Origin of the sequence: Amphritea atlantica (assembly GCF_024347255.1) — a bacterium.
GTDB classification, from domain to species: Bacteria; Pseudomonadota; Gammaproteobacteria; order Pseudomonadales; family Balneatricaceae; genus Amphritea; species Amphritea atlantica.
Map to the genome: position 1 here is coordinate 2,865,812 of NZ_AP025284.1, position 19,411 is coordinate 2,885,222.

The window sequence follows — 19,411 nt, forward strand, 5'->3', positions numbered from 1 at the left end:
ATAGCCACTTTTCAACCGAATCAATAAACGACCGTATTAACGCTGTAAACCGCCGATACAGATATACTTGGTTTCCAGATAGTCATCCAGACCATATTTAGAACCTTCACGACCCTGACCCGATTCCTTCACCCCACCGAAAGGGATCACCTCGGAGCTGATCGCCGTTTCATTGACGCCCACCATGCCATACTCGATCCCCTCTGACACCCGCCAGATACGACCGACATTTTCAGTATACAGATAGGCCGCCAGACCAAACTCAGTATCGTTGGCCATCGCAATCGCCTGCTCCTCGGTGCTGAACTTAAACACCGGCGCCACCGGGCCAAAGATCTCTTCAGAGAAGATACTCATCGCGTCATTTACGTTGGTCAGTACGGTTGGCTCGTAGAAGCAGTTACCCAGTTCTGAAGGCTGACCACCGGTAACGACATTAGCCCCCTGCTCCACCGCATTCCTGACAATCGCATCGATATCACCCAACGCTTTCTTAGACACAACAGGTCCGTGAGTTGTATCCGCATCAAAACCATAACCCAGACGGAACTCTTTCACCGCCGCGGCAAACTTTTCCACGAAGGCATCATAGATCCCCTCCTGCACCAGCAGCCGGTTGGCACAGATACAGGTCTGTCCGGAATTACGGTATTTGGATGCCAGAGCACCCTGGACCGCCAGATCCAGATCCGCATCATCGAAGATAATGACCGGTGCATTGCCACCCAGCTCCATAGAGGTGCGCTTAACGGTATCGGCACACTGCTTCATCAGCAGTTTGCCCACCGGAGTAGAACCGGTAAAGGTCAGCTTTTTAACCGTCGGGTTAGAGGTCATCTCACCACCCACGGATGAAGAACGTGAGCTTGGCAGAACGCTGAACAGACCCGCAGGCAGGCCCGCGCGCTTCGCCAGTTCCGCCAGCGCCAGTGCAGACAGAGGTGTTTCTGCTGCCGGTTTCAGGACGATGGCACAACCAGCAGCCAGTGCAGGAGCCGCTTTACGGGTGATCATCGCATTGGGAAAGTTCCATGGCGTAATCGCCGCCACAACACCGACAGGCTGCTTGATAACGATGCTACGACGATCACTGGCAGAAGGCAGAACGTCACCATAAACACGCTTGCCCTCTTCGGCAAACCATTTCAGGTAGGACGCTCCGTAAAGTACCTCGCCTTTAGATTCGAAAACCGGCTTGCCCTGCTCGATGGTCATAATCGCGGCCAGATCATCGATATTGTCGATAATCAGAGCATGCCAGCGTTCCAGTATCTCAGAGCGCTGCCCTGCCGGGCGGGCTTTCCACTCCAGCATGGCAGCATCAGCCAGCGCAATCGCCCGGGCAGTCTCAGCTTGCCCGACACTGGCCACATCGGCAACAACATCACCGGTGGCCGGATTCAAAACCGAGAAGGTTTCACCCGCATCGCCATCAAGCCACTGCCCGCCAATAAACGCCTGAGTCTTCAGCAACGAGGAATCTTTCAGATCTAATTTCATAGCTATCTCTTTTTAACGTTGTCGGGCTGCTGTGTCCCGTTAGAATCAATTTAGTCTGTCATAATACACATAATTACTTAACATGTTAAGTTTTATAATAGCTGATTCCATCAGGCCCTTTATGGCTATGCTTTTACCCGATAAAGCGGTGCCATAAGAATGGGGCTTACCGTTTATGTTGAGCCATCACTCACCATGAGTGTCTGACCTGAAATATAGACAACCTGCTCAGAAGACAGGAATAACATCCCACAGGGGATATCAACCATACGGTTGATTACTTTTAAATCGAATAAGGGGTCGAATAAAGCTGCAGCATATGTGGTTGTCTACCCCCTTCAGCAACCTCCGCTGCCATAAAAAAAATACCAGGAATCCCCCGGAGGATCATGTCGATGACACAACACTTTAAACAAAAGCTCTCTGCCGTAGCCCTGGGCTCAGCGATTGCCCTGGCGTCAGGCTCAGCCTCTGCTTATAACCTGTATAGTGACAACGGTTCTGAACTGAACCTGGATATCGAAGCAGTTGTGGGCACGTTTAGCAGTCAGGAAAACTATTTCGGTAAAATGGGTGACGGCTCTGACTGGCAGGAAGGTTACCTCAAAGCAGGCTTTAGCGGCAGCAAGACTATCGATGATGTGAACTCTCTTTATGGCGGCATCAACTTTGTGTCATCCGGTACATGGGGTGACGGTGATGCTGGCGGTAATACCGATGGTAGCGAACGCCGTACGGCACTTGAAGATGCTTACATCGGGTTTCGGGCAGGCATGGTTGACCTTTCAATCGGCCGCCAGAACTTCTCAATCGGTGATGGTTTCCTGATCAACGGCGACGCCCTGAACCTGGGTGAAGGAGTCTTCCCAGACTCTAACCGTGGGGGCGCATACTGGCTGGCAGCCCGGAAAGCGTTTGATCAAACTGCGATTGCACGCATTGGTGGTGAAGAGGGTCTGCGTGGCGATCTGTTCTATCTGCACTCTGATAATACCGCACAGGCAGAGATGGAACTGGCAGGCGCGAATGTCGAGTACATCACCGGGAAAGGTACTTTTGGTGCGACTTACATAGAAGGGCTTGGAGCGGTTGGCAACAGTGCACGCGACGGCCAGAAAACAGTGAGCGTTCGTTATCAGGGTAATGCTGGCGTTGACAACCTGTTTTTGTCAGCTGAATACGCCGATCAGTCTCAGGGCGACAACTCTGCCGATGCAAACGCCTGGTATGCCGAAGCTGGCTGGACCTTTGCTGATGTCGCCTGGTCTCCACAACTGACCTACCGTTATACCAAGTATGAGGATAACTTCGACTCTCTGTTTTACGGATTTAATCGCGGCTACGGCACCTGGTTCCAGGGTGAGGTTGCGGCCAACTACGCCGGTCCATTCGGTACTTCTGCCGAGATCCAGCATGTTGCACTGAAAGCCTCTCCTACAGAGATGCTGTCTGTTGGCGCACTGTTCTTTGATTTCAGCAACTCAACCTCCTTTGGCGCGAACTCCGATGGACAGGAAGTGGATCTGTACGCTGAGTGGGTAGTGAATGATCATCTGATCATCAGCCCATTGATCGGTGTTTATACCCCTGATAGCGATAATGCTACTCAGAACACCAACGACGATAACCTCTATGCTCAGGTTATCGCTATCGTTCCTTTCTAAATATCGGGCTATTTCTATATAACTATAACAGAGCCCTGCACTTGCAGGGCTCACTTATCTCCAGGAGAACCGAGATGCTGACCTCTTTTTCATTAACCATTAACGGTAAACAACTTGCTGGCGCAGCAGGCACCTTTGACGTAATCAACCCGGCGACCGAAGAGGTTATTGTGTCTGCCCCTCTCGCGTCGGTCGAACAACTGGATCAGGCCGTTGCCGCAGCCACCCATGCCTTTAAAACCTGGCAGCACACATCCGATGCAGAACGCCAGTCTCTGATGCATAAGATTGCTGATCTGATTGAAGCCAATGCTGATGAGCTGGCGGAGATCATTGTTCTGGAGCAGGGTAAGCCGATGTTTCTGGCTCAGGCAGAAGTCGGGGGAGCGGTCGCCTGGACCCGCTACAATGCAGACCTGACTATTCCGGTAAAAATTATCGAGGACAGCGAGCACAAACGGATTGAAGCACACCACAAGCCGCTGGGGGTTGTTGCCTCTATCACGCCGTGGAACTGGCCACTGATGATCGCTATCTGGCACATCATGCCTGCACTGCGCACCGGTAATACCGTCATCTGCAAACCATCAGAATATACGCCACTGAACACCCTGCGACTGGTTGAGCTGATCAACGAAGTCCTGCCTGCAGGCGTGGTAAACGTGGTAACTGGTCAGGCTGAAATTGGCGGCGCGATCAGTAGCCATCCGGGTATCAGTAAAATCGTCTTTACCGGATCAACCCCTACCGGACAGCGGATTATGAGCAGTGCCGCAGCCAACCTTAAACGTCTGACGCTGGAGCTGGGTGGCAACGATGCCGCCATCGTCCTGCCGGATGTCGATGTTGATGCGATTGCCGAGGGGATCTTCCAGACCGCATTCCTGAATATGGGACAGACCTGTGCGGCGCTCAAGCGTCTTTACGTGCATGACGACATCTATGATGCACTATGTAACAAGCTGGCTGAGATTGCTCAGGCACAGATTGTTGGTAACGGTCTTGAAGCTGGAACCACATTCGGCCCGATACAAAACGCCAACCAGTTCAGAATCGTCAGCGAGCTGGTAGACGATGCAAAAGCCAACGGTGCGCGCATTATCTGCGGCGGCGAACCACTGGAAGGCAATGGCTATTTCTATCCGCCAACCATTGTTGCGGACATTACCGATGGTGTCCCTCTCGTTGATAAAGAGCAGTTTGGCCCGGTACTGCCTGTTATTCGTTTTACCGACGTGGAAGATGCTCTGGCCCGGGCGAACTCTGCCACTGTTGGCCTGGGTGGATCAGTATGGTCCGCAGATATTGAGAAAGCTACGCAGATCGCCAGTCAGCTTGAGTGTGGCACCGCGTGGATCAACGGACACGCTGAAGTACTGCCCCACGCGCCCTTTGGCGGCTGTAAGATGTCCGGCTTTGGTGTCGAGTTTGGTGAAGAGGGGATGTTGGAATATACCCAGATGCAGGTACTCAATATCAATAAATAGTCCCTCAGCCAGTGGTTCTGCGGGGGCAGATTCCCCCGCTTTTTCCTATATCTATGACACAAAAACGATGACCGATATAAACCTTATTGACGACCTTAAAGGTCGTGGACTGATCGCCCAGCAAAGCGGCGATGCCGAAAAACTGACTGAACATCTGCAACAAACACGAACCCTGTATTGTGGGTTTGATCCAACCGCAGACAGCCTGCATATTGGTCACCTGGTACCGTTGTTAATGCTTAAACGTTTTCAACAGGCAGGACACCGGCCTATCGCACTGATTGGCGGGGCAACCGGAATGATTGGCGATCCCAGTTTTAAAGCCACAGAACGAAGTCTGAATACGGTTGAAACGGTTGATCAGTGGATTCAGAGCATCAGTAATCAGCTCGCCCGCTTTATCGACTTCGACTGCGGCGCTGAATCAGCCATGATCGCAAATAATCGTGACTGGATGGGCAGCATGGATATCATGAGTTTTCTGCGTGATATCGGCAAACATTTCTCGGTGAATGCCATGATCAACAAGGAATCGGTGCGTCAGCGTATTGAACGCCCGGATCAGGGGATCTCTTTTACCGAGTTTTCCTACAGTTTGCTGCAGTCTTACGATTTTGCCGAGCTTAACCGCAGCTATGAGTGCTCGCTGCAGATCGGCGGTAATGATCAGTGGGGTAACATCACTGCCGGTATTGACCTGACCCGGCGACTCAATGGTGCTCAGGTGTTCGGGATGACCCTGCCACTGATCACCAAAGCCGATGGTACCAAATTTGGTAAAACAGAATCCGGTGCTATCTGGCTGGCCCCGGAAAAAACCTCACCCTACAGTTTTTACCAATTCTGGATCAACACCGCAGATGCGGATGTCTATCGGTTCCTGCGGTATTACACCTTTTTACCCCTCACAGAGATTGAACAGATAGAGCAAACCGACCAGTTGAGTGAATCAAAACCGCAGGCTCAGCGCATTCTTGCAGAACAGATGACCCGTCTGGTGCACGGCGAGCGCTCACTTGAGCAGGCCCGGCGAATCTCTGAAGCACTGTTCAGCGGTTCAGTCGATACACTTACGCGGGAAGAGCTGCAACAGCTGGAACAAGATGGTCTGCCCACCTGCGAAGTCACTGAGGCGATGACCCTGACCGACCTGCTGGTCAGTTCAGGGCTGGCGACATCTCGCCGTCAGGCACGGGAGTTTGTCTCATCCGGCGCAGTTCAACTGAACGGTTCAGTGGTCAATGAGGCGGACCAGGCGATGACTGCCAGGCTGGCGCTACATGGCCGTTTTCTGCTGCTGCGCCGGGGGAAAAAACAGTTCTCAATGGGCTGTCTCAGGCAAAGCTAAAAAGCGTTCTGTTCACCACTGAAGCACTGCCCGGCTCAACCCTTTGGTCGATATCGATCGGAGAGTAATGCTGGCCTAATATCGGTGTCTGTTGTACTGGCTTAGCAGACGCTTGCCAATACTGGCGGATGCTCGCGGCTCCAGCCTTGTCAACAGTATTGGCAGCACCTCTTCTTTCTTGAAGATTTTTCAGAGCTTACCCCGGTAAGCTCTTTTTTTTTGCTTCTCATATCCAAACACTGAGATCAACCCTTTGGTCGATGGCCGTGCGGGTCAGAATACTGATTAAATAGATCTATCAACAGTTCGATGAATACAGGCGGGCAGAGAAACCTCCTGTTTACAGAGTTAATGCGGTAGTGCTTCGTCATGAAGCACATTTTACAAGCCTGCTCTGCAGGCTTTTTTTTAAACAGCACCTCAATAAACCGGTCAACCTTATGGTTGATACTCAGTCGCAGAGTTTTCCTCTGTAATGAGACAGAAGAGGAATTCAGCGGGAAGATTAATCATGCTACCTGAGATCAACACAATTCTGTACGCCAGTGATATCAGTGAGGGCAGCCGACCTGCGTTTCGCATGGCAGTCAAACAAGCGATCAATAACAACGCGCAGATAGTCTTTCTACACGCCATTGAGCCAATGGATGATTTTATCGATGATTTCTTGCCGGTAAACGCCTCGCTCAAGCATAAGAACCAACTTATCGAGAGTTTCAAAATACGCATCGGCATGCGTATTAAAGAGTTTCTTAAAAGCGAGCTCGAAGAGGATTTCGAACTCCCCTATCCGCCCACGATTCAGGTATCCCCCGGAAAACCTGACCAGGTTATTCTGAAAGCGGCCGCACGGCTGAATGCCAGCATGATCGTCATGGGTGATCGGGAAGTCTCTTCAGTCTCAAGAGTTTTTCTGGGCTCAACCGCTCAGAAAGTCATTCATCACAGTGAAATACCTGTATTGATTGTTCCATTAAAAAAACACACTAAACAAAACTAAGATTAACTCCCGAGGAATATCCATGAAGAAAATAATAAAGGTATGTGCTCTGGCTGCGCTTGCAACCGCTCCATTTATGGGGTCAGTTGCAGAGGCCTCCGACTATCCTAACCGTCCGGTAAAGTTCGTAGTGCCATGGCCTCCAGGTGATCTTGAAGACATCCTGACCCGCATCATTGCGGAAGATATGGCAAAAGAAACCGGCAAGCCAACCACCGTCGTTAACAAGCCAGGGGGGGCTGGTATTGTGGGGGCTTCTGACGTCGCCCGTGCCCGTGCAGATGGTCTCACCATCGGTTCTTTTGTCATTGATATTCTGACAACTCATCTGCTGTCAGGTAATGCCCCCTACGACAAAGATACCTTTGAGCCTGTCGGTATCTTCCTGGATTATCCATTTGTGCTGGCCACGAAGGCGGACTCTAAGTACAACAACATTGAGGAGCTGGCCGAATACTCCCAGACTCACGATGTATCTCTGGGCCACTTTGGCTATCAGGCACTGCCAACAGCGATCACCTTTAAAGTTGCGGCCCAGGAGGGTATAAAATTCTCCTCTAATGCGGCGTTTGATTCGAATGACTGCTCTACCCTTTCAAATGGCGATGCGGATGTCATTAACACCACGACGCAGCAGATTCTGGCGTGTCTGAAATCAGGCGACGTTAAATTACTGGCATCGCTGACCCGTAATCGACTGAGCATTGCGCCTGACGTCCCAACACTAAACGAACAAACCGGTATCAGCCAGACAACCTGGAACGGTCTGTTTGTTAAGAAAGGCACCCCTGAAGCGGTTAAACAGCGTATCGCGGAGATTGCTGAGAAAGCTCTTTCCAGCGATCGGGTTAAAGAGCTGAGTGCGACGACCGGTGCAGGTATCTACTGGATCGGCGGTAAATTCGCAGAAGAGGTTGTTACTAAAGACTACGAAGCGTCTAAGTCCTTGCTGGATTACATGAAAGAGTAATCCCACCAGTCACGGCAGCAGGCAGGTTTTCCTGCTGCCGTATTTCTCCCTGTTAACCCATAATAATAATGGTAAAACTCATGAGCAGTCAGGTTAAAAATACCACAGAGATTGACACAGATGAGCTGACTCCGGAAAAACACTACGGTATTTACTGGTGTATCCTTGCTCTGTCCCTGATATTGCTGGGTTTACTGCCTTTTCAGGCACCCTTGATTCATACAAGTCGCGGCTGGTTTTTACAGCCGATGTTCGGTTCATCTGTAGGGCTTTTGCTATTAGCGATATTCACCAGCGTCAGGGTGATCGAGTCATTAAAAAGCGGTTTTCTCAAGCGGTGGAATATTACTGAATCACTGTTTGACACCCTGAGCAGTTACCGTACAGCGCTGATCTCGGCGGCTCTGTTTTTTCTCTATATCAACACTCTGTCAGTGCTTGGCTTTGTACTCTCAACTCTTTTATTCACCACGACACTTTTGTGGATGTGCAGACTGCTGGACCGAACCTGGTTCCTCGCAACCCTGGGTACACTGACAGTCATGGTGTTGATTTTCCGTGTTGGCGTCAGTCTCTGGCTGCCGGATGTCTGGCTGTACAGCCTGCTACCGGATCTCTGGTCTGACTTTGCTAACCAATACCTTTAAGTTTAAGACGTAATTCTGCTATGGAAACCCTGCTATTAGGTTTGAATGAGGTTGGCACACTCAATGTGATGCTGGCTATTGTTATCGGCGCACTCATCGGCGTCACTATCGGTTCGATCCCCGGGCTTGAGCCTGCTGGTGTCATTGCAATCCTGTTGCCTCTTAGTTTTTCGATGGAACCACTGGCCGGCGTATCGCTGCTGCTGGGGGTATACGGAGGCGCCTGGTACGGCGGTGCAATCCCCGCCATCCTGATGAATACGCCGGGCACCCCGGTCGCGGTGTTAACCACCTATGACGGTTATCCGATGACGTTAAAGGGCGAGGGAAAGAAAGCCCTGTCTATCGCTTACACGTCATCCTTTGTCGGTGGCATTATCAGTGTTTTATCACTGGTATTGCTGGCCCCGGTTCTGTCTCAGGTTGCCCGCCTGTTCGGCTCTGCCGAATTCGCCATGCTCTCGGCGCTGGGGATGATCTTTGTTGTGCTGGCGCACCGCCGGCATGTTATCGAAGCCGCCATGATGCTGGGACTGGGTATCTTTCTCGGCACCATTGGTCTCGACCGCTCATTCAGCACTCAGGTATACACCTTCCATCAGGAATGGCTGCTCAACGGTATTCCACTGGTACCAGCGGTTATCGGCTTGTTTGCCATGTCTCAGGCATTTGTCCTGCTCTCTGCCCGTGGCAACGATTCCAGTGTCACCAAACTTGAGGGAGAGGGTCTGTTCGGCGGTTTTTTTGTGCTTATGAAACACAAAATCACCGTATTTCGCTCTGCTGCTTTAGGGGTTGTCATGGGGCTGCTGCCCGGTGTCGGCGAGTTTGGTTCGCAGTTTTTCTCCTATACCCTGGCGCAAAAGTTTTCCAAAACTCCTGAACTGTTTGGTAATGGTGCTCCGGAAGGTATTATCGCATCAGAAACATCCAACAATGCGGTAACGGCATCTGTGATGATTCCTCTGCTGGCATTTGGTATCCCAGCAGATGCGCTGATGGCGATGCTTCTGGCTGTATTCATGGTACATAACTATGTGCCTGGCCCGACCCTGTTCGCCGAGCGTCCGGAGTTTATCTCGGGCCTCTATATCTCATTGTTCCTGATGAATATCGTGGTATTTATCTACCTGACATTCGCAACTAAATGGATCGTTAACCTCACCCGTATCCGGGGACGTTTTATCGGCGCTTTTATACTGGTGCTGGGGTTTGTCGGCAGCTACAGCCAGAATTATCAGTTCTCTGATGCGTTGATAGCGCTGGGCTTTGCCGTGTTTGGCTATATTCTGCGTAAAAATGACATCCCAGCCGTGCCGATCATTCTCGGTCTGGTTCTGGGTCCCGTATTCCTGACACGCTTCCGTCAGGCAATGGGCGTGGCCGATGGCGATCTGAGTATTTTTGTCAGTCGCCCTATCAGCCTGACTCTGTTCTCAATGATTATCCTGTCCATTACGGTCTATCTGTGGAGCACCCTGAAAGCAAAGCGTTAGATTATTGAGTGGAAAACCACTTATTGATCAAATACTAAACGAATAAATACAATCGCAAATCGCAGACCGCCAAAAACAACTTAATATATTAAGTTGTTTTTGGCGGTCAGTTGACGTATTCTGAATCTCTTGATTTAAATCAGGAGATCCGGTAATGAAAACAAACAACAATATTTACCCTGCTGGTCTGTACAGTTTTCAGGATGAATGTCTGTCGCTCCTGACCGGGGTTCTTAATGTATCCAAGGCTGTCACCTATCTGGTCGACAATCAGCGAAAACCTATCTGCTATAAAACATGGCAGCTGCAGCCGGCAATGCACCGGCAGTATATGGATACCTTCTATAAGATGGATCCCCTGCACCCGACTCAGTTTGTTGAGCAAACTGACGCTACGGTGGTCAAAATGAACGATCTGGTGAACAGCCAGGAGCGCTATCATCACCCCTACTATCGGGACTTTATCTCCCCCTGGGGCGTACAGGATATTGTTGAGCTGTTTTTACGGGTTGATAACAAACTGATTGCAGGATTTGCCCTGTTCACCTCAAAACAACAACCTGAGATGCGCAGTGAAGATCTTCGTAAAGCCCAGCAACTGCATCAGTTTATGCAGTTTTCACTGGAACAGAGTCTGGATGCACCAAAACATAGCCAGTTTGAAAGCTTTTGTGAGCAGTACCAGCTCACCCCTAAAGAGCGCATGGTTGTCGAGCTGGTCAGTCAGGGCCTGCCTAACAAAACCATCGCCGCCAGTCTTGATTGCAGTCTGGCAACGGTAAAAACCCATCTGCAGCATATCTTTTGCAAAACCGGGGTTAACAGTAAAACTGAAATAACCTCTCAACTGTATAACCAGCACTGATCAGAACTTTCAGTCTCAGGGATGAGCTGACCGGCGACAAATTACTCCTTTATCAACCTTCTGGTTGATACCCTGTTCAACTGATCCATTCATACTTAACTCAACCCCGTAGCATTGCTGGAATTGTCAGCACTCACCTGTATCGCTACGGAATTAATAAAAGAAGCATCCGGAGTTATGTTATGAGTGAAAAATCAAAAACGTTATGGAACCCGATGGTACATCCGGGCGTTCCAGGTTCGCACAGCACTCTTGAAATTGTTAAAGGTGACGGCAACTACGTTCAGAATCGCGAAGGTCAGTGGCTGGTTGACGGTGTCGGCGGCCTGTGGAACGTTAACGTCGGACATAACCGGACTGAAGTTAAAGACGCGATTAAAGCTCAGCTGGATGAACTGGAGTATTTCCAGATCTTTGATGGTGTCACCCATCCCCGTGTCAAAGAACTGTCTGATCTGATCATTGAGATGACTAAGCCTGAAGGTATGGCGCGGGTCATGTACAGCTCCGGTGGCTCTGATGCGGTCGAAACCGCACTAAAGGTTTCCCGGCAGTACTGGAAAGCCGTCGGCCAGGCACAACGCTATAAATTCATCTCGCTGAAACAAGGCTACCACGGCGTTCACTTCGGCGGAGCCTCCGTCAATGGTAACACCGTATTCCGTACCAACTATGAGCCTGTCCTGCCTGGTTGTGTTCATATTGATGCGCCATGGCTGTACCGTAACCCGTGGAACTGTGAAGACCCTGAAGAGTTGGGTCAGCTGTGTGCTAAGCAACTGGAAGCTGAGATTATCTTCCAGGGGCCTGAAACCGTTGCCGCCTTTATTGCTGAACCTGTCCAGGGTGCTGGTGGCGTTATCGTTCCCCCGGCGAACTACTGGCCGCTGATTCGTGAAGTCTGCGATAAATACGGCGTTCTGCTGATTGCCGATGAAGTTGTGACCGGTTTCGGTCGTTCCGGCAGCATGTTTGGTGTGCGTGGATGGGGTGTTGCCGCCGATATCCAGTGTTTTGCTAAAGGTATTAACTCCGGATATATCCCTCTTGGTGCCACCGTTATCAACGAACGGGTTGCTAAAGGTATCGAGAGCTGTGAAAACTTCAGTGGTGCAGTGATGCACGGTTACACCTACTCCGGTCACCCGGTCGCTTGCGCCGCTGCGCTGGCCTCTCTGAAGATTGTTCAGGATGAAGATCTGCCAGGCAATGCCGCTGTTCAGGGTGAAGACCTGAAAGCCAAGCTGAAAAATGCACTCAGCGACTTCCCATCCGTAGGCGAAGTACGCGGTAAAGGTCTGATGGTAGCTATCGACCTGGTCAGCGACAAAAAAACCCGTACCCCGATCGATCCAATGGGTGGCTTTGCCAATCAGATCGCCGCTGTCGCCCTGCGTGAAGGCGTTATTGCCCGTCCGGTTGGCACCAAAATCATCATCTCTCCACCGCTGACAATTGGTACAGAGGAGGTTGATAAGATGGTTGCTGCACTGTTGCAAGGCTTCACTGAGGTCGACCGTTAAGCATCATCTGCAATGGCATTCCGTCATTAGAACACCCTTCGGGACCGCCAGTTAATCTGGCGGTCTCATCACCCTTCCTGTATTCTGTTAACTTATTAAGTATTTTCAGTTACAGAATATGCCGACATCCAGTAATACCCAAACTGTCCAGATAAAAACCCCTGTCGCACTGTTAGCCGGTATGGCCATTGCCAGTCCGGTGGCGCTTAATCTCTACGCACCTGTTATGCCAGTGCTGGCTGAACAGTTCAACACTACCCCCTTTATCATTCAGCTCGGTTATACCTTCTACCTGCTCACACTGGCGATCGGACAACTGATCAGTGGTCCTCTGGCAGATCGCTATGGCCGCCGACCGGTATTTTTCTGGGGTTTCCTGCTGCATATTATTGGCGGACTGATCGGTATTTTTGCATTCGAAGCCTGGCATCTGTTGCTGGCCCGTATACTGCAGGCCGCCGGGGGTTGTACCGGCATGCTGCTGGCCCGCAGTATTATTCTGGACCAGCATGGTAAAGACAAAGCCGCCGGCATGCTGGGCTATATCACCATGGGTATAGCGACCGCTCAGGCAGTGGCACCCACAATGGGTGGCTATCTTAACCTGGCGGTCGGCTGGCAATCGGTTTTCTGGGTGTCTATGGTTCTGGGCAGCATTGTCTGGCTGGGGGCGCTGTTGCGCTTACCCGAAACCGCCGGGCATCAAAAAGGCAGTGGCACTCTGCTGAGTAGCTTTAGTCGCTATAAGACCGTTCTCTCCTCCCGTAGTTATATCTACTGCGCACTGTCTGCCACCATGGCCGCTTGCGGTTTTTTTGTCTTTATGAACAGTTCACCCTTTATCGTCGATGCCATATTGATGGGAAACTCAGCCGATTACGGTAACTGGTTTCTGATGGTTGCCGGTGGATTCTGGTTGGGAAGCCTGGTGGCGGGAAAAATTTCTGCCACCATCGGCACCCGAAAAATGATGCTCTATGGCTGTGCACTATCGGCCGGTGGTGCGGTGCTGATGCTAGCGCTGTTTAACCTGTTCCCCCTCAGCTTTGCTGCGCTGTTTCTGCCGATGGCACTGTTTACTTTCGGCCGCGGGCTGATTCAACCCAATGCCCAGGCGGCAGCGGTGTCATCAACCACAGGCGCAGTCGCTACGGCAACGGGGATGCTGGGTTTTATGCAACTGACCATCGGTTCACTGGTGGCGCAGATAACCCCCCTCCTGATCGCTATCAGTATCTATATGCTGCCAACGGTGCTGCTGTTTCTGGCTCTGATGGCATCGTTTTTTGCGATCAAAGGCAGCCAGGGTGAGCAGCACCACTAGTCCGCTAAAGCGCAGAGAGATTTAACCGAAAAACAGCTCATGCAGTAAACGCCCCGGCATTAAGACGGCCCCCATTGCCGCGCCAACCGTGCCCAGATAAGCCCCGACGGCAAAGGACCGGTGGTAGCGGATATTGCCTCGCCGGGCAGCCCTTACGGACACAACCACACAGATCAGTACCCAGAGCGAAAGCAGATGAATCGGCCCATAGCCATAAAACCAGTCGATAAATCCGCTGATCCAGAATGAGGACAAGGATGTGATAATCATCGCGGCCATCCACGACCACCCCAGCCCCTTATGCAGCGTCGTTCCCTTGCTCCGGAACAACTGAACCAGACCAACAAGCAACGCCCACAATGCCGCAGTAAGATGAATATAGGTGTACATCTTCTCGCCTATGCAGAGTCTTTAAGCAGATCGGGTATATCAATCAAAAAATCGGTGACTCCCACATCGAGAGCGTGCTGATTCAGCAGGGTAGAAACCTGTCCCCGGTGATGGGTCTGGTGATTAAACAGGTTACTGACTAATTCGCCGAAATCCCGTTCACTGACCGCCCCTTTTGAGTTGGCATAGACCAGAGTGCGATTAAAGTCACTGTCCAGAGTTTCCTCAGATAACCACTGTTTGATCGCGCTATCAACTCTGGTGCGGGCGTTTTTCAATGATGAAAGATCGGCAAAGAGAGTATCATTCAGTTGTTCTGGCTGTGGCAAATCAGTCAAACTGATCAGCGCATGATAACGGTCTGAATGGCGCGAAAATCGAGACAGCCACAGCAGATCCCCCACCAGAATATGGTTGAGAGTCCCCAGCACTGAGCCAAAAAATGCACCACAGTCTGCCGTTAAACTACTCGCATCCAGCCTGGCGCAGGCATCATATACCTGACCATTCATACGCATGTTGTAATCCGCCATCAGCATGAAATGCTGTCTGATGTTCATTAACATTTTCCTTTGGTTCTGGGCCGTCCTGCTGAGCAATAGGTCCCTAAACAGGTAAATTAACGATTCTCCGGTTTAATCGATTTTACTGAATCAGTAAATGCTCTGATCTCTGCCGGGCTGTAGGGTGTATGCACCCGATCCGTCGATGCCGGATGATGCTGTAAGCTAACCCCCGGACGGTGCTCCGAAGCAGGACGGATCGGTCTGGGGGTGAATCCTCCGCCGCAGTTAGGGCAGACATTATTTAGCCTGTTTGCCACACAATCACGGCAGAAAGTGCATTCATAGCTGCAGATGCAGGCCTCAGTGGAGTCAGCTGGCAGATCTTTATCACAGCATTCACAGTTGGGTCGAATCGTTAGCATCTGTACCTCCCCGGTAACGATTACATCGATAACAAGTTAAGATTGATACAGTTCCAGAGGTAAATTATCCGGATCACTGAAAAATGTATACTGTTTGCCGGTATATTCATCGGTGCGGACAGGCTCTGTAGTAATACCGTGCTGCTTTAAATGCGCCACAGCCGCGTCAATGGAACCCACTAAAAATGCCAGATGACGAAGCCCCAGAGCTTCCGGATAGCTGGGTCTGGCGGGACGGTCAGGGAAAGAGAACAGTTCAATCTGACGACCATCGGGCAGCCTGAGATCGAGCTTGTATGAATCTTTATCCGCCCGGTAATTTTCAGCGATTACCTCTAACCCCAGTATCGACACATAGAAATGTTTCGACTGTGGGTAGTCTGAACAGATGATCGCAACATGGTGTACGCCAGCTAACATATGATCTCCTGGTATCCCTGATAAGCAATTAAAGCGATTTTGGTGCAAACATAATAATCGCCATACCGGTCAGTGCCACCATCCCCCCAAGCAGATCCCAGGAGGTCGGTTTGATACCATCCACCAGCCATAACCAGAGCAACGCGACAACGATATAGACACCGCCATAGGCCGCATAAACCCGCCCGGCGGCGGTAGGATGCAGGGATAACAGCCAGGCAAACAGCATCAGGCTAAGCGCTGCAGGAAGCAACAGCCAGATACTCTTATCCTGTTTAAGCCAGAGGTATGGCAGATAGCAGCCAACAATCTCAGCAACGGCTGTGACCATAAAAAGGGCGATGGTTTTAATTTCAAACATAAAAAGAGAACGTCCATTGGCTGGATAATATAACCGGGAATCGGTCAGTAAATCTGCGTCAGTACCCCAGCCGGAAATATTCAGCTAGCGTATACCGCCTGAAAAGCAGCGTAAGCGCTCAGCATTATAATAATCACTACCGCAGCGATCACCGGCTGGTCCGGCCCCATCTCATCGCTGAGGCCATCACGTTTCGCTTTCGCCAGATCATCCGGATGATAAACACCTTTACGGCAGAAGAGAATGGTGACAAAGAACATTCCGGTCACCGCCATGAACACATGCAGCGTATAGGTAAACGCTTTCAGCGATTCAGGACTATCAATCTGGGTGGCACTCATTCCCAGAATCGATGCACAGCACATCATCGCGATAGCAAACAGATTGATCGGTGTTCTGGAACGGGTCACGGCAGACCAGGCACCACTCGCCCCCGTCTGTTTTGCTGGTTCCTCAATGGCAGAACCTGAGGGATACCCACAACTGATACAATGCTCCGCTTTATCAGATATCGCGTGGCCGCACTCTTCACATTTAATCATTGCCATCTTTGGGTTCCACCCGTCGTCATTATTTTCAGAGATTGCGGTATATCAACTACCAGCCGACTGGAGGCTACCCCTCTTCAGTGGCAGGATAACAGGTAATTCATTATAACGGTGCTGTCGCCTGAAAATGCATCGCATCGCGCCCCCAGAACGCCCCGGCAGACAACCAACCCTCCTGAGCAAAACACTCCATAACCTCAATCGGCATTGATGCGTTCACTGGCCATGAGGTTTTATTACCATTTTTGCCAGCATTAATATCGATGGCGTTCATCCAGGCGTGCATCGACCATGAGTTCAGACTGTTGCGCTTTAAGCGGGGATTATAAAGCCCATTGTAGATAAGAATGCCTGCCCTTTCGCGGGATGCTTTATCAGGATAGACCTCTGCTAACCGCTCAAAAACCCGCAGCAAACTTGCGGCGCATCTGGCATGCACCCACAGGGATTTCACCGGCTTATCACCATAATAGAGCGTAAAGGGCAGCCTAATTTTCTCACTGGGAGGGCTGTAATCTTTATCGCCATGGGGGCCATAAAACTCGGTAAACTCCGGCGAGCCTTCAACCGGAAACGGGTGGGGAGAGGGCATCATACTCTTCAGGTGCTGCTGACAAGCAGCGATACTCATCGGCCCCCAGAAGCCATCCCCCAGAGTACCCACTCGTTCCTGTAAACGGACTATTTCAGATCGTCGCATGGTAAAGACTCCTCCTTTTCAAGTGATAGAATCTGACTTCAGCGTTATAAACCGGAGGGGCTCCTTATGGCAGATATCAACCCGCCAGGGAGTGAAAGGTCATTGCAGCCTACTTCTCGTTTTCATGTTTACCCGACAGCTGCCCCAACACATATCCGGCAATCCCACTCAGAATTGCACCGGTAATATTACCTTCAAGTCTGCCCGCCAGGCTCAACACCACGGTGGCAGCGATAACACCCATGACCGTCACGGTTTTAAAAAATGACGGACTCTTGAGAATATCCATCACATTCGACTGAGATTTAGCCACCGAGTGCCAGAACAGCCCCCACATCGCCACTAATCCCACCGTTGCCAGAATGGAAAGACCAACGATATATTCAGGTTTTAACTGAACTGCACCTGCTGAGATCTCGTCCATTATTTTTCCCTTCAACCGACTCAACTTTATTGAGTGTAGATGGGATTTAAACATTTGTTCAAAAAATCTATTGCGCAGACGATGAGTACAGCGAGAGGAGAAACACCGGCCTGCGGGGAATACAGGCCGGGACAGAGATCAGATATTGACGCCGAAAACCAGATTGGCCAGCAGAATGAAGAGCCCGAAAGCGACGGCGATAGCGACCAGATTCAGCAGAAAACCGGCACGTACCATATCCCGCAACTCCATCAGCTCATAGGAGAACACTATCGCATTGGGCGGCGTGGCAACCGGCATCATAAACGCCATCGAAGCCCCCAGCGCCACCGGTACGCAGAGCAATACCGGGTCTAACCCCAGACCGACAGCCACCGCCGCCAGTATCGGCAGGAAAGTCGCCGTTGAGGCAGTGTTTGAAGTGATCTCGGTAAGATAGACGATAGCCACGGTCACCAGCAGTATCAGCACCAGAGTACTGACATCAACACCAGCAACAGCGTTACCGATCCACTCCGCCAGACCAGTCCCTTTAAAGCCCCCTGCCAGCGCCAGACCACCGCCGAACAGCAACAGTACCCCCCAGGGGACGTTGCGCGCGGCTTCCCAGTCAAGTGCAAACTCCCCTTTCGTACGGGAGATCGGCACGGCAAACAAGATCAGCGCAGCCAGCAGTGCAATCATGGTGTCATCCAGCGGCAAGCCGGTCAGATCAACAATAAATTTACGGAAAATCCAGCCTATAGCAGCGCTCAGGAACACAACTGCAACCAGTTTTTCACCCCGGGACATGATTCCCAGCGCAGCCAGTTCCCGCTGCACGACAACACTCGGATCATCAATCGCAATCTGATGAGAGGGGAACAACAGTCGCGTCAGCAGCAACCAGGTGATCGGCAACATAATGACAACGACGGGCACACCGAGCAGCATCCAGTTGAAAAAACTGATCTCGATGTTGTAGTTGCTTTGCAGAAAGCTCGCCAGCAGTGCATTCGGCGGTGTACCGATCAATGTACCCACGCCACCAATCGAAGCGCTATAAGCGATCGCCAGCATCAGGGCAACACCGAAATTTCGCACCACAGCCTTATCCTCTGTCTGCTTGGCAACAAAGTCGATCACCGACAGTCCCACTGCGAACATCATGATTGTGGTGGCAGTGTTAGAGATCCACATCGACAGAAAGGCTGTTGCCAGCATAAAGCCAAGAATGATTCTGGCAGGGGATGTCCCCACCCGGCTGACAATTTGCAATGCGATACGCCGGTGTAACCCCACATGCTGCATCGCTGCCGCCAGCAGAAACCCACCGAGAAACAGGAAGATCAGAGGATGGCCATAATTAGCCGCTACCGGTTTAATCTTATCGATCTCAAGCAACGGCATCAGCACGATAGGCAACAGAGCCGTGGCAGGAATAGGCACCGCCTCACTCAACCACCAGATCACCATCCAGGAAGCCATTGCTACCAGACGCCAGGCCTCCGGGGGCATACCGGCAGGGGCTGAGATCATCAGAATTATCCCCGCCACAACCGGCCCGCCCAGCAGGCCAGCCAATCGCAGGCCGGTTACCGGCGACCCTTCGGGTTCTGCGCGATCCTTATAATCAGGATCGCGGCGATCACCGGGGGATAGAAAATCTTCATCATGAGCATGGACGCTCTTGTCATCGTTTGTCATCGGGTTGTATCTCGCTGAGTGGCAGACGTATTTAACAGGTTTTTACACTGTCTGTAAGCTTAGGCCGGGTTAATGAAAAGAACAGATGCGTTCAGTAGTTCCCGGTAAAAATAATCATTCAGGACAAAAT

Annotated in this window: 20 protein-coding genes; 10 read left to right on the forward strand and 10 right to left on the reverse strand. The window is 51.2% G+C overall.

Translation table 11 applies throughout. From position 1 onward, the window contains the following. Positions 1 to 36: 36 nt before the first annotated feature. Positions 37 to 1,500 carry a succinate-semialdehyde dehydrogenase gene (locus OCU43_RS13300; protein ID WP_091356017.1) on the reverse strand — a complete coding sequence of 488 codons (1,464 nt, stop codon included), beginning with the start codon at positions 1,498 to 1,500 and terminating at the stop codon, positions 37 to 39. Positions 1,501 to 1,895: 395 nt separating this feature from the next. Between OCU43_RS13300 and OCU43_RS13305 the strand changes: the two genes are divergently transcribed. The 10 genes from OCU43_RS13305 (at position 1,896) to OCU43_RS13350 (ending at position 13,824) form a co-directional block, all read left to right on the forward strand. After that, positions 1,896 to 3,164, forward strand: a complete 1,269-nt coding sequence (locus OCU43_RS13305) for an alginate export family protein (protein ID WP_091356259.1) — start codon at positions 1,896 to 1,898, stop codon at positions 3,162 to 3,164. Positions 3,165 to 3,238: 74 nt separating this feature from the next. Then, the gene (locus OCU43_RS13310) at positions 3,239 to 4,651 is read left to right on the forward strand and encodes an aldehyde dehydrogenase family protein (RefSeq protein ID WP_091356020.1); all 1,413 of its coding nucleotides are present in this window, start codon (positions 3,239 to 3,241) and stop codon (positions 4,649 to 4,651) included. A 67-nt stretch (positions 4,652 to 4,718) separates the two neighbouring features. After that, the gene (gene tyrS, locus OCU43_RS13315; protein ID WP_091356023.1) at positions 4,719 to 5,999 is read left to right on the forward strand and encodes a tyrosine--tRNA ligase; all 1,281 of its coding nucleotides are present in this window, start codon (positions 4,719 to 4,721) and stop codon (positions 5,997 to 5,999) included. Positions 6,000 to 6,510: 511 nt separating this feature from the next. Continuing rightward, positions 6,511 to 6,999, forward strand: coding sequence for a universal stress protein (locus OCU43_RS13320; protein ID WP_091356026.1), 489 nt, complete (start codon positions 6,511 to 6,513; stop codon positions 6,997 to 6,999). A 22-nt stretch (positions 7,000 to 7,021) separates the two neighbouring features. After that, on the forward strand, positions 7,022 to 7,969 hold the full coding sequence (locus tag OCU43_RS13325; RefSeq protein WP_091356028.1) for a tripartite tricarboxylate transporter substrate binding protein: 948 nt from the start codon (positions 7,022 to 7,024) through the stop codon (positions 7,967 to 7,969). Positions 7,970 to 8,049: 80 nt separating this feature from the next. Then, the gene (locus OCU43_RS13330) at positions 8,050 to 8,616 is read left to right on the forward strand and encodes a hypothetical protein (RefSeq protein WP_245756522.1); all 567 of its coding nucleotides are present in this window, start codon (positions 8,050 to 8,052) and stop codon (positions 8,614 to 8,616) included. A gap of 20 nt (positions 8,617 to 8,636) precedes the next feature. Continuing rightward, entirely contained in the window at positions 8,637 to 10,112 is a 1,476-nt protein-coding gene (locus OCU43_RS13335; RefSeq protein ID WP_091356030.1) for a tripartite tricarboxylate transporter permease, read from the forward strand. Positions 10,113 to 10,266: 154 nt separating this feature from the next. Further along, on the forward strand, positions 10,267 to 10,977 hold the full coding sequence (locus OCU43_RS13340; protein WP_091356033.1) for a response regulator transcription factor: 711 nt from the start codon (positions 10,267 to 10,269) through the stop codon (positions 10,975 to 10,977). 182 nt (positions 10,978 to 11,159) lie between these two features. Beyond that, positions 11,160 to 12,500 (forward strand): aspartate aminotransferase family protein, encoded by a 1,341-nt coding sequence (locus tag OCU43_RS13345; protein WP_091356036.1) that lies wholly within the window; start codon positions 11,160 to 11,162, stop codon positions 12,498 to 12,500. Positions 12,501 to 12,618: 118 nt separating this feature from the next. Further along, complete coding sequence (locus tag OCU43_RS13350) at positions 12,619 to 13,824, forward strand: multidrug effflux MFS transporter (RefSeq protein WP_091356038.1); 1,206 nt, start codon at positions 12,619 to 12,621, stop codon at positions 13,822 to 13,824. A 21-nt stretch (positions 13,825 to 13,845) separates the two neighbouring features. Here the strand turns inward: OCU43_RS13350 and OCU43_RS13355 are convergent, their stop codons facing one another. The 9 genes from OCU43_RS13355 to OCU43_RS13395 all read right to left on the reverse strand — a co-directional run bounded on the left by OCU43_RS13355 (position 13,846) and on the right by OCU43_RS13395 (position 19,281). Then, entirely contained in the window at positions 13,846 to 14,214 is a 369-nt protein-coding gene (locus OCU43_RS13355; RefSeq protein WP_091356041.1) for a DUF2306 domain-containing protein, read from the reverse strand. Positions 14,215 to 14,222: 8 nt separating this feature from the next. Then, positions 14,223 to 14,774: a DinB family protein gene (locus OCU43_RS13360; protein WP_091356044.1), complete on the reverse strand. Its 552-nt coding sequence runs from the start codon at positions 14,772 to 14,774 to the stop codon at positions 14,223 to 14,225. Positions 14,775 to 14,833: 59 nt separating this feature from the next. Next, the gene (locus tag OCU43_RS13365; RefSeq protein WP_091356045.1) at positions 14,834 to 15,142 is read right to left on the reverse strand and encodes a DUF1272 domain-containing protein; all 309 of its coding nucleotides are present in this window, start codon (positions 15,140 to 15,142) and stop codon (positions 14,834 to 14,836) included. 36 nt (positions 15,143 to 15,178) lie between these two features. Next, positions 15,179 to 15,562 carry an SMU1112c/YaeR family gloxylase I-like metalloprotein gene (gloA2, locus tag OCU43_RS13370; RefSeq protein WP_091356048.1) on the reverse strand — a complete coding sequence of 128 codons (384 nt, stop codon included), beginning with the start codon at positions 15,560 to 15,562 and terminating at the stop codon, positions 15,179 to 15,181. A 28-nt stretch (positions 15,563 to 15,590) separates the two neighbouring features. Beyond that, the gene (locus tag OCU43_RS13375; RefSeq protein ID WP_091356053.1) at positions 15,591 to 15,923 is read right to left on the reverse strand and encodes a YnfA family protein; all 333 of its coding nucleotides are present in this window, start codon (positions 15,921 to 15,923) and stop codon (positions 15,591 to 15,593) included. Between the two features lie 80 nt (positions 15,924 to 16,003). Next, complete coding sequence (locus tag OCU43_RS13380; protein ID WP_091356055.1) at positions 16,004 to 16,471, reverse strand: zinc ribbon domain-containing protein; 468 nt, start codon at positions 16,469 to 16,471, stop codon at positions 16,004 to 16,006. A 103-nt stretch (positions 16,472 to 16,574) separates the two neighbouring features. Further along, a complete protein-coding gene (locus tag OCU43_RS13385) occupies positions 16,575 to 17,171 on the reverse strand; it encodes a M15 family metallopeptidase (protein ID WP_091356058.1) in 597 nt (198 codons plus the stop codon). A gap of 109 nt (positions 17,172 to 17,280) precedes the next feature. After that, complete coding sequence (locus OCU43_RS13390; protein ID WP_091356061.1) at positions 17,281 to 17,595, reverse strand: hypothetical protein; 315 nt, start codon at positions 17,593 to 17,595, stop codon at positions 17,281 to 17,283. Between the two features lie 138 nt (positions 17,596 to 17,733). Then, complete coding sequence (locus tag OCU43_RS13395) at positions 17,734 to 19,281, reverse strand: SLC13 family permease (protein ID WP_091356063.1); 1,548 nt, start codon at positions 19,279 to 19,281, stop codon at positions 17,734 to 17,736. Positions 19,282 to 19,411: the final 130 nt, after the last annotated feature.

What these genes read in the sequence shown, in the direction of transcription:
- OCU43_RS13300 (WP_091356017.1), bottom strand. Translation starts at nt 1,500, where the DNA reads ATGAAATTAGATCTGAAAGATTCCTCGTTGCTGAAGACTCAGGCGTTT.
- OCU43_RS13305 (WP_091356259.1), top strand. Translation starts at nt 1,896, where the DNA reads ATGACACAACACTTTAAACAAAAGCTCTCTGCCGTAGCCCTGGGCTCA.
- OCU43_RS13310 (WP_091356020.1), top strand. Translation starts at nt 3,239, where the DNA reads ATGCTGACCTCTTTTTCATTAACCATTAACGGTAAACAACTTGCTGGC.
- tyrS (WP_091356023.1), top strand. Translation starts at nt 4,719, where the DNA reads ATGACCGATATAAACCTTATTGACGACCTTAAAGGTCGTGGACTGATC.
- OCU43_RS13320 (WP_091356026.1), top strand. Translation starts at nt 6,511, where the DNA reads ATGCTACCTGAGATCAACACAATTCTGTACGCCAGTGATATCAGTGAG.
- OCU43_RS13325 (WP_091356028.1), top strand. Translation starts at nt 7,022, where the DNA reads ATGAAGAAAATAATAAAGGTATGTGCTCTGGCTGCGCTTGCAACCGCT.
- OCU43_RS13330 (WP_245756522.1), top strand. Translation starts at nt 8,050, where the DNA reads ATGAGCAGTCAGGTTAAAAATACCACAGAGATTGACACAGATGAGCTG.
- OCU43_RS13335 (WP_091356030.1), top strand. Translation starts at nt 8,637, where the DNA reads ATGGAAACCCTGCTATTAGGTTTGAATGAGGTTGGCACACTCAATGTG.
- OCU43_RS13340 (WP_091356033.1), top strand. Translation starts at nt 10,267, where the DNA reads ATGAAAACAAACAACAATATTTACCCTGCTGGTCTGTACAGTTTTCAG.
- OCU43_RS13345 (WP_091356036.1), top strand. Translation starts at nt 11,160, where the DNA reads ATGAGTGAAAAATCAAAAACGTTATGGAACCCGATGGTACATCCGGGC.
- OCU43_RS13350 (WP_091356038.1), top strand. Translation starts at nt 12,619, where the DNA reads ATGCCGACATCCAGTAATACCCAAACTGTCCAGATAAAAACCCCTGTC.
- OCU43_RS13355 (WP_091356041.1), bottom strand. Translation starts at nt 14,214, where the DNA reads ATGTACACCTATATTCATCTTACTGCGGCATTGTGGGCGTTGCTTGTT.
- OCU43_RS13360 (WP_091356044.1), bottom strand. Translation starts at nt 14,774, where the DNA reads ATGAACATCAGACAGCATTTCATGCTGATGGCGGATTACAACATGCGT.
- OCU43_RS13365 (WP_091356045.1), bottom strand. Translation starts at nt 15,142, where the DNA reads ATGCTAACGATTCGACCCAACTGTGAATGCTGTGATAAAGATCTGCCA.
- gloA2 (WP_091356048.1), bottom strand. Translation starts at nt 15,562, where the DNA reads ATGTTAGCTGGCGTACACCATGTTGCGATCATCTGTTCAGACTACCCA.
- OCU43_RS13375 (WP_091356053.1), bottom strand. Translation starts at nt 15,923, where the DNA reads ATGTTTGAAATTAAAACCATCGCCCTTTTTATGGTCACAGCCGTTGCT.
- OCU43_RS13380 (WP_091356055.1), bottom strand. Translation starts at nt 16,471, where the DNA reads ATGGCAATGATTAAATGTGAAGAGTGCGGCCACGCGATATCTGATAAA.
- OCU43_RS13385 (WP_091356058.1), bottom strand. Translation starts at nt 17,171, where the DNA reads ATGCGACGATCTGAAATAGTCCGTTTACAGGAACGAGTGGGTACTCTG.
- OCU43_RS13390 (WP_091356061.1), bottom strand. Translation starts at nt 17,595, where the DNA reads ATGGACGAGATCTCAGCAGGTGCAGTTCAGTTAAAACCTGAATATATC.
- OCU43_RS13395 (WP_091356063.1), bottom strand. Translation starts at nt 19,281, where the DNA reads ATGACAAACGATGACAAGAGCGTCCATGCTCATGATGAAGATTTTCTA.